The sequence below is a fragment of the Armatimonas sp. genome, from assembly GCF_031410135.1.
GTDB lineage: Bacteria > Armatimonadota > Armatimonadia > Armatimonadales > Armatimonadaceae > Armatimonas.
The window spans coordinates 1-5148 of the sequence record NZ_JANNYP010000708.1; the positions used below are offsets into that span (position 1 = coordinate 1).

Consider the following 5148-nt stretch of genomic DNA (forward strand, 5'->3'; position numbering starts at 1 on the left):
ATGGATCCTGCAGGAGTGCCACTGCCACGCAAAACAAAAGCGCCCCCAACCAAAGAAGAGACGCTTGCTAAACCCACTACAGGCGCGACCCTGCGCCCGTCAAGCCTCCCTCTATTTAGGGACGCGGGGTAATCTGAGCCATACCGCCACAGCGGTGAAAGAAGTTCATGTGCGCTCGTTATATCACGGCTATTTTCGGACTGCCGAGTTCTCGCTCTTCCAGCGCCGTGCAATCTGAATGGCAACATCACGCAAAAGGGCGTCGCGCCGTATGGGAAACTCCTCGGGGGAGCAGACACTTTTTTGAGTAATTTGCGACCCGAGATAAAGAAGCTCGATATCGTCTACGGACAGGATCGTGCGGCTCCCGTCCAGCTCAACCCAGCGTTTAAGGGTCACTTTATACGAAAGTATCCCCCAGCTCGGCCTGTCTTTAATTTTAACATTAGGGCTTCCCCCAATCTCTATAACAATCGAAAGGCGTGGTGGGCTATCACTGAGGGGCTCATCGGGATTTTCTGGTGGGGCGAAAGGAATCCCTTGGGCACGCAAAATGCCTTCCACCCGATTATCATCCCTCTCTTCTTTCGTACGGGGGAGAGCCCCTGCCATATTGGTTTTTGGTGGTTGCCAGTTTGTCTCAAAGACACGAGGTTTTTCAACGAGCGGTTTGTGAATGACAAAGATATCGTCGATCACCGTGTTATGGTAGAGACGAACCGCCTTGAGATACTGATACTTCCAGTCAGGGTTGCGAGCAGGCGTGGTAATGTACCGGTAGAGTGCCGTGGCGAAACCGGCAAGAAGTATGCCTGCAAGGAGGGAAACTTGCGAGCGAGTGAGCTTGGGATTCCACATAAGTATCAGATCACCGTTTTCCTTGAAACTCTTGACTGTTGGCAGATTTCCAGCTTTTTACTAGGGTCTCCAAGGCTAACCCAATGGCTTCATCTTGTCTTGCTTCCAGTGTTTGTGGTGAGGCAATACCTACAGGGTTCCAAAGACCAATTTCGCTAGGCTGCACACGGACACGAAGAGGAGTGGTGGCCTGTGGGCTAGCATAACAATCTTGCTCCAAAATCAGCTCATAGCTGAGATGTCCCCAATCCGGTTTCCCTTCTATGATGGTTCTATCAACGGCGACTTTGATGGTGACATAAAGGGGAGCTCGTCTTGGAGATTTCGAGTTTTGGGAGTCATTGGTTTGTACACTGACACCCGAACTCTCAAGATAGGCAAGTGCACTCTGCCGAAGCTTTTCTTCACGTGTTAGCTGTGCTTCAAACAGAGCACGTTGCTGAGCACGCCTTTGCGAGGAAATTCTTGTGGGCTTGCTTAGTTGCTCAACGAGTTTCTGCTCTACTTCTAACTGTGTAGGGCGCGTCACAGGCTGATGTAACGTTGTTTCTGATGGTGCAGGTATACGCCGTGGGATGAGTGGCCCGAACTCGAACTCTAGGCTTACAACTGCTGTGTTGTACAGGGGCATAGCGTCCCGTGGATCATCTGCGGGAGGAGGGGGTGCGATGAAGAATTTATAGAGCTCTAAAGTCACCAGAGGAATAAGTAGGGCTCCAATTGTCACAAGCTGTTTTAGGGAGAGAGGCCGGTTGTGCATCCTAATGTGTTTGGAGCCCATTGAGGCCCTACCGCTTCAAAATTACAGAGCTGCCAGAACCGCGTTGGCCATGGCATGGCTACCAACCGTGGGCTCGCCGTTTTGGGCGATGTCGGCGGTGCGTAGGCCGCTCTCTAGAACTTTCTCGACGGCGGTCTCGATACGCTTTGCCTCAGTCTCGCGTCCAAAGCTGTAGCGCAGGAGCATGGCAACCGAGAGAATGGTGGCCAGAGGATTGGCGATTCCCTTACCGGCAATATCGGGCGCGGAGCCGTGGCAGGGCTCGTACATGCCAAACGTTCCCGTGCCTAGGCTCGCAGAGGGGAGCATTCCTAGCGACCCGGTGAGCATCGCGGCCTGATCGGAGAGAATATCGCCAAACAGATTCTCGGTCACGATGACGTCGAATTGCTTGGGGTAGCGCACCAGCTGCATCGCTGCGTTGTCCACGAGAAGATGTGAGAGCGTGACATCGGGATACTCCTTGGCGACTTCCTCAACCGTCGAGCGCCACAAGACACTGGTCATGAGCACGTTTTGTTTGTCCACGGAGCAGAGCTTCTTGCCGCGCCGTTGCGCCGCCTGAAAGCCGACATGGGCAATGCGCATGATCTCGTCTTTGGTATAGACGCACGTGTCAATTGCCTGCTGGCCGTCGTTGGACTTGGGGAGACCAAAGTACATGCCGCCGGTTAATTCGCGCACCACCAGAACATCTAGGCCGCCTTCGAGCAGCTCGGGCTTGAGACTGGATGCCGAGACCAGCGCCGGATAGCAGATCGCGGGCCTCAGGTTGGCGTAGAGGCCGAGGTGCTTGCGCAGTGGCAGAAGTGCACCACGCTCAGGACGCAAGTTGGGATCTGGGATCACGTCCCACTTGGGGCCGCCCACCGCGCCTAGCAAGATCGCATCGCTGGCTTTACACAGCTCCAGAGTGGCATCGGGGAGTGGATGGCCGGTCGCATCGTAGGCCGCACCTCCGACCAGTGCCTCGGTCAATTCGATATCGGGGGCGACCACGCGGAGGACACGAATGGCCTCCGCCACAATCTCAGGCCCGATTCCATCACCGGGCAATACAGCAACTTTTGGCATAGCGGCTTATGGTACCACGGAGCCCTAACACTGAAGTATACTGCCTACTAATGAGTAGGCCAGTGATTGTGGGGATCGGGGAAGTACTGTGGGATTTGTTGCCTGATGGAAAATTTTTAGGCGGGGCACCCGGAAACTTCGCTTTCCATGCCAGTCAGCTCGGTGCTGAAGGAATTGTCGCCAGTGCCGTGGGGCGCGATGCGTTGGGGGACGAGATCATTGAGCGCCTCGAAAGCCTCGGCCTCTCTACCGAGTACATCCAGCGCAACGACGCACCCACCGGAACCGTCACCGCGACGCTTGATGCCGAGGGAAAAGCGACCTACATCATCCACGAAAACACCGCTTGGGATCAATTCAAGATTAGCTTTGAGTGGGATGCACTCGCAAAACGTGCCGATGCAATTTGCTTTGGGAGTCTGGCTCAGCGCACCTTTGAATCACGATGGATCATTCAACGGTTCCAAGGGTTGTCGAACTGGCACTGTCTTCGCATATTTGATATTAACTTGCGTCAGGATTACTACTCTATTGGCATCAATCAGTTCTCATTGAATTTTGCCAACGTCTTCAAGCTCAACGACGAGGAGCTACCAATAATCGCTGAGTTGCTGGAGATTCCTAGCGAGGAGACGGGCTTTGTCACCGCACTATGGGAGCGCTGCCCGCAATTGGTTGTGGTGGCGCTGACGCGTGGGGCGAATGGGAGTACGCTCTTTACGCGCTTCCGGCGCTCCGACCATCCCGGCTATCCGCTGGCGGAGGGCGTGACACCAGATACCGTGGGAGCGGGTGACTCGTTCACGGCGGCGCTTGCCGTTGGGTTACTGCACTTTGATGATCTGGACATCCTCCACGACAAAGCGAGCAAATTAGCGGCTTTTGTTTGCTCACAGCCCGGCGGGACACCGCTACATTCGGGTACAATGCCTCCGTTATGAAAATGCAGGAATATCAGGCCAAGGCTCTCTTGGCTCAATTTGGAGTCCCGACGCCCAAGGGGATCGTTTGTACGACCTCCGACGAAGTCAAAGCGGCTGCCGAGTCTCTCGGAGGCGGTGCGGTCGTAAAGGCACAGGTTCTCGCGGGTGGACGTGGCAAAGCAGGGGCGGTAAAAGTCGCCAAGACCGCCGAGGCGTGCGCGGAGTTTGCGGGCTCGATCCTGGGCAAGAAGCTCTACTTTGAGCAGGCCAAGGAAGAGCTGACGATCACCACGCTTCTCGTTGAGGAGCTTCTTCCCATCGCCAAAGAGTACTATCTTGGCGTCGTGGTGGATCGTGATAGCCAGCGCAATGTCTTTATCTTGTCGTCGCAGGGGGGCATGGATATCGAGGAAGTGGCGCACTCCCACCCCGATGCCATTGGTCGCTATGCGATTGATCCTGCCATTGGCATCAAAGACTTCCATATCCGTGAGCTGGCCCGCAAAGGCGGCATTCCGGACTCCGAGCTGGGTAAGTTGGCTCCGTTTATCAAGAACCTCTACGCTGCGTGTGTGAAGTCCGATGCGACTCTGGCCGAGATTAACCCGCTGGTGGTGCTTGCCGATGGTAACTTTATCGCGGGGGATGCCAAGATTGATATTGACGACAACACGCTCTACCGTCACCCGGAGCTGGCCGCTCATGGCGAAGGCTCCGATGAGCTCAACCACTTTGAGAAAGAAGCACGGCGGCGCGGGATCAATAACTACGTCCATCTGGGCGGCAATGTTGGCATTATCTGCAACGGTGCGGGTCTGGTGATGGGCACGATGGACGAGGTCAAGCGTGCCGGTGGCGAGCCCGCTAACTTCCTCGATATTGGCGGTGGCGCGAAAGCCGAGCTTGTGCGCTCGTCGCTGGAGCTGATCTTGCTCGATAAAGATGTCAAGGCGATCTTGATCAATATTTTTGGTGGCATCACCCGTGGCGACGAAGTGGCCAAGGGCATTATCGAAGCAACCAGTACGATGGACATCAAGGTTCCCTTGGTGGTTCGTCTTGCGGGAACCAACTCCGAAGAGGGCCTCGCGCTCCTCAAAGATGCCAACCTAGTGCCTGCTGCCACGATGCAGGAAGCCGCGCAGAAAGTTGTCGCGCTGCTGTAAGCAGTCGCAAGAAAGAAGAACTACTATGGCCTGGGAATATAAAATTGTAACCTCTGCGGAAGATGCAGACGATGAGACGATGCTCAATGAGCTCGGTGGCGAGGGCTGGGAGTTGGTCTCCGTACAGATCAGCGAAGTGACCTATGTCGAAGAGAACGGCGAGAGTGAAGAGGGCGACGAGTTCGTCGAGGAAGTCGCGACGTACTATCTGAAGCGGCAGAAATAAGCGAAAATGGCGATTCTGATTGATGAAACAACCAAAGTAGTCGTCTCCGGCATCACTGGCCGGGAGGGCACTTTTCATAGCGGGCAGATGCTCGCCTACGGGACTCAGGTAGTCGCGGGT

General features: G+C 55.2%; 6 protein-coding genes and 1 pseudogene. 4 read left to right on the forward strand and 3 right to left on the reverse strand.

Going from position 1 to position 5148, the window contains the following annotated elements; translation table 11 throughout:
- Nucleotides 1–189: 189 nt before the first annotated feature.
- The 3 genes from RMO15_RS25840 to leuB all read right to left on the reverse strand — a co-directional run bounded on the left by RMO15_RS25840 (nt 190) and on the right by leuB (nt 2713).
- Complete coding sequence (locus RMO15_RS25840; protein WP_309719559.1) at nt 190–858, reverse strand: hypothetical protein; 669 nt, start codon at nt 856–858, stop codon at nt 190–192.
- 10 nt (nt 859–868) lie between these two features.
- Nucleotides 869–1387: a hypothetical protein gene (locus tag RMO15_RS25845; protein ID WP_309719562.1), complete on the reverse strand. Its 519-nt coding sequence runs from the start codon at nt 1385–1387 to the stop codon at nt 869–871.
- Nucleotides 1388–1660: 273 nt separating this feature from the next.
- Entirely contained in the window at nt 1661–2713 is a 1053-nt protein-coding gene (gene leuB, locus RMO15_RS25850) for a 3-isopropylmalate dehydrogenase (protein ID WP_309719564.1), read from the reverse strand.
- A gap of 50 nt (nt 2714–2763) precedes the next feature.
- Between leuB and RMO15_RS25855 the strand changes: the two genes are divergently transcribed.
- From RMO15_RS25855 to RMO15_RS33460, 4 genes and pseudogenes are all read left to right on the forward strand, one after another.
- The gene (locus RMO15_RS25855) at nt 2764–3654 is read left to right on the forward strand and encodes a PfkB family carbohydrate kinase (RefSeq protein WP_309719566.1); all 891 of its coding nucleotides are present in this window, start codon (nt 2764–2766) and stop codon (nt 3652–3654) included.
- The gene (gene sucC, locus RMO15_RS25860) at nt 3651–4802 is read left to right on the forward strand and encodes an ADP-forming succinate--CoA ligase subunit beta (protein WP_309719569.1); all 1152 of its coding nucleotides are present in this window, start codon (nt 3651–3653) and stop codon (nt 4800–4802) included. The genes RMO15_RS25855 and sucC overlap by 4 nt, the downstream gene beginning before the upstream one ends.
- A gap of 25 nt (nt 4803–4827) precedes the next feature.
- Nucleotides 4828–5028 carry a DUF4177 domain-containing protein gene (locus tag RMO15_RS25865; protein ID WP_309719572.1) on the forward strand — a complete coding sequence of 67 codons (201 nt, stop codon included), beginning with the start codon at nt 4828–4830 and terminating at the stop codon, nt 5026–5028.
- A 6-nt stretch (nt 5029–5034) separates the two neighbouring features.
- Nucleotides 5035–5148, forward strand: a pseudogene (locus tag RMO15_RS33460) (succinate--CoA ligase subunit alpha); the annotation flags it as partial.

What these genes read in the sequence shown, in the direction of transcription:
- RMO15_RS25840 (WP_309719559.1), bottom strand. Translation starts at nt 858, where the DNA reads ATGTGGAATCCCAAGCTCACTCGCTCGCAAGTTTCCCTCCTTGCAGGC.
- leuB (WP_309719564.1), bottom strand. Translation starts at nt 2,713, where the DNA reads ATGCCAAAAGTTGCTGTATTGCCCGGTGATGGAATCGGGCCTGAGATT.
- RMO15_RS25855 (WP_309719566.1), top strand. Translation starts at nt 2,764, where the DNA reads ATGAGTAGGCCAGTGATTGTGGGGATCGGGGAAGTACTGTGGGATTTG.
- sucC (WP_309719569.1), top strand. Translation starts at nt 3,651, where the DNA reads ATGAAAATGCAGGAATATCAGGCCAAGGCTCTCTTGGCTCAATTTGGA.
- RMO15_RS25865 (WP_309719572.1), top strand. Translation starts at nt 4,828, where the DNA reads ATGGCCTGGGAATATAAAATTGTAACCTCTGCGGAAGATGCAGACGAT.